This is a genomic window from Bacillus sp. AP50 (assembly GCF_040492675.1).
Taxonomy (GTDB): domain Bacteria; phylum Bacillota; class Bacilli; order Bacillales; family Bacillaceae_G; genus Bacillus_A; species Bacillus_A cereus.
The window spans coordinates 1-3,386 of sequence record NZ_JBEUTW010000213.1 but is presented as its reverse complement, the minus strand read 5'-3'; the positions used below and the strand labels follow the sequence as shown (position 1 = coordinate 3,386).

Below are 3,386 nucleotides of genomic sequence, written 5' to 3'. Positions count from 1 at the left end.
ATGTGTATAAGAGACAGTCTTAATGATGTCAAACAAATAGAGGGATATACAGTCTTTCTATTAAGAAATATGTTAAGAACAAAATTTTACTTCAAATTAATATGAATTTGATATGGTTGAGATATTATGAACGAGAAACAGTAAGAGTTGCAGGAAGGAAATGAATAATGAGACTTAAATTAGTAGGGATTTTCATTTGTGTAATTATGATGTTAGGTATCTTTATAATTTACACCAATCAATCTATTGGTAAAGAATCAGATAAGATGAACTATGAATCTCGTGAAAACTTCATAAATAAAGAGAAAGATAGTAGAGGAAAAAGGCAATCAAAATACAATGAAAGTTCTTTTGCTAGTATACAGGCTGTAGTTAATAAGGAATATGGATTACCCGAAGACTTAGTGGACAGGATTGTTACTGCATTAACAGATAAACCTAATGTGTAAATTATTCAGTGTTTATGAATTCTATTATTACTATTTAAAGCCTAATTTCTCAATGTATTGTAGAGAAATTAGGCTTTTTTTATCAATTCATTAAAGTTTTTATAATTCAAGGACTCAAGTTAATGATTATATTTTCAAGTATTCGTTTTGAGCTACATAGATATAGTTTTCGTTGCAACTGTTTGTTGAAATATTTTATCATGCTCAACAATAACCATTGTGGGATTAAATTGTTGAATAAGTTCTTCAATCTGCATGCGGGAATAGATATCTATAAAATTTAGTGGTTCGTCCCATATATATATATGAGCTTTTTCACATAAACTTTTAGCGATAAGCAGTTTTTTCTTTTGTCCACCAGAATAATGAGATATATCTTTTTCAAATTGAATTCGGTCAAAGTCCATCTTACTTAGGATGGACTTAAATAAGGTTTCATCAATCTTGTGCTCTTCAATAAAGCCTGATAGCGATCCCTTCAAATGAGAAGTATCTTGTTGGACATAGGAAATGATGAGTCCTGTACCTAAAGTAACTAAGCCTGTATGCTGTATCGGATGTCCTAGAATTAGTTTTAGGATACTACTTTTTCCGCTCCCATTCGTTCCATCAAGTACAATTCGGTCACCTTGTTCAACTATGAAGCTAATCGGCTCATTCACAATTTGATCATTGTACTTAACGGACACGTCAACTAAAGTAACCAATTCATTTGATTTAAATTGCAATTGTTCCAATTTTAATGACTCAGTTTTTTCCACATTTTTTAGTAATTTTGATTTTTCCTCAATAGCTTTTTGTTGCCTTGATTCAAGGTTTTTTGCTCTTTTCATCATCTTGGCTGCTTTATGTCCTACAAACCCCTTATCCAACTTAGAGCCTGAATTCCTCGTTCCATTTTTTGAAGCTTCTACGTCATTAGACCAACTTGCTGAACGTTTGGAAGACTGTTTTAATCGCCCTATGTCTTTTTGTAGACGCTCATTTGTAGCCTTCTCGTGTTCTTGCTGTCTATCAAAATTTAACTTCCAAGAAGAATAGTTACCACTTTGAACTTCAATATTTGCTCTATTAATAGATAGGATATGGTCAACGCACCCATCTAAAAAGATTCTGTCATGTGAAATTAAAATAAATCCTTTTTTCTTCCTTAGATAATCGGAGACTATCTTTCGTGCATCTGTATCTAAGTGATTTGTTGGTTCATCAATTAATAGAAATTGACCCGCATTTAAAAACAGTGCAGCAAGCAACACTTTTGTTTGTTCCCCATTTGATAATGTTTTAAATGGTCTGTACATGACCTCAGCATCAACATTTAAATAGGATATCTCACGTAGAAGTTCCCAATCTGCGGCTTGGGGACAAATTTCTTCAAGGATTTCATGAGTGAATTTGTTCTTATCTGAAACAGAGTAGGGGAAGTAATTGAATTCTACTGAAGCAAGGATTTTCCCGCTATACTCATAATTCCCTAACAATAAATTAAAGAATGTCGTTTTACCTCGTCCGTTTCTACCAATAAATCCTAGCTTCCAATCCGTATCTATTTGGAAGTTTACACTTTCAAAAATATTATCAAAGCTACCTGGGTATGAAAAAGTTAAGTCTTGGACCTTTATCATTGACATAATAATTCCTCCTTTATATATCGAAACGTTTCATATAAAGTCGGAACATCCATCCATTTTTTAATTCCTCTATATAAGTTTGATGGATATTAACGACTTATATAGAGCATTACATGTGTAACAATAGTATCTGAAGTACTCATTTTTCTCGCTCCTTTATTTGTGAAGTACATTTAACAATTAGTAAGTTTCAACTAAGACAAACGGGAATAAAAAAATCCCCCAATTTGTAATCGGAAGGATTAGTCTTTCGTCTATACTTAATAAGTACTTATTAATCATTTGAATCATGACAAATAAAGTATGAACTGAATTTTAAAAATGGATAGACTAACCCTATATTTTGTAGTTTGAAGTTATAAAATTCAACTTAAAATATAAATTAGTTAATCATTATTCATCCATCATTCCTTTCATAATTCTATTTTTAAATGTATTTACCGTAATAGGAATTGTTTTTATATCCAATCCCTCAACTTTTAAAAATTCTTCTAATGCATTTACATTTCCAAAATAATGAAAATGTAATTTTGGATTATTTTTACTAGCTAATACTAGACCATGGATAAACTCCACTGGGCTCCTAATCCCTCTATAAAAAGACCCTGCGTACATTATATTAAATTTACTCTTATCTATTTTATAGTTACTTTCACCCTGTTGTTCTTCAAATAATTGAGGGATAACATGAATTTCCGACCTATTTACACCAAGATTAGTGTAGCAATCTATCGCACTTTCTGTTGGTATTACTATAGAATCTACATTATTAAGTACCCTTGATTCTAGAAACTTATCGTATTTCCTTATCTTTCTATCTGGATTAAAAGAAAAAGGATCTCCATAATCTGCTATCCACTTTAAATGCGAAGCTTCTTTTTTTAATAGGTGTCCTGTAATATGAGTAGAAACCGGTAAACCTATAGTCACCATAGCTGCACTGTTACTATGCAATTTGTTTTTTCTAACATAGCGATATGCATTGATGGCCCACTCAATTGTTCGATCTGGCCAAACAAATACATCATATAGTTTTTTCAAACCTTTAATAAGAAAATTGCTACGGGGATTATTTAATATATTTTTATTAACATCCCATCTATTTTTTTCTTTATGGAGTAAAATACCTGGCTTCACTTGATGTACAGTTATATTCTCTGATTCTTTAGTACCCATCCCTTGATACATAGTATTTCTAGGAATTATTAAATCTACATGATATCCCTCTTGTATCAAAGAAGATACAATACCTTTCACATGGAATGCACGGGCTACATTTTCCGGATAATACCAATAACTGATTACC

1 protein-coding gene and 2 pseudogenes are annotated in these 3,386 nt (G+C 31.4%); 1 reads left to right on the top strand and 2 read right to left on the bottom strand.

Annotation, left to right across the window (positions count from 1 at the left end):
* Positions 1-167 precede the first annotated feature (167 nt).
* Positions 168-401 (top strand): annotated as a pseudogene (locus ABWK52_RS16860) (hypothetical protein); the annotation flags it as partial.
* Positions 402-601: 200 nt separating this feature from the next.
* Here ABWK52_RS16860 and ABWK52_RS16855 read toward each other — a convergent pair.
* Together ABWK52_RS16855 and ABWK52_RS16850 are read right to left on the bottom strand one after the other, a co-directional pair.
* Positions 602-2,080 carry an Lsa family ABC-F type ribosomal protection protein gene (locus tag ABWK52_RS16855; protein WP_000061799.1) on the bottom strand — a complete coding sequence of 493 codons (1,479 nt, stop codon included), beginning with the start codon at positions 2,078-2,080 and terminating at the stop codon, positions 602-604.
* Positions 2,081-2,485: 405 nt separating this feature from the next.
* A pseudogene (locus ABWK52_RS16850) lies at positions 2,486-3,386 on the bottom strand (transporter); the annotation flags it as partial.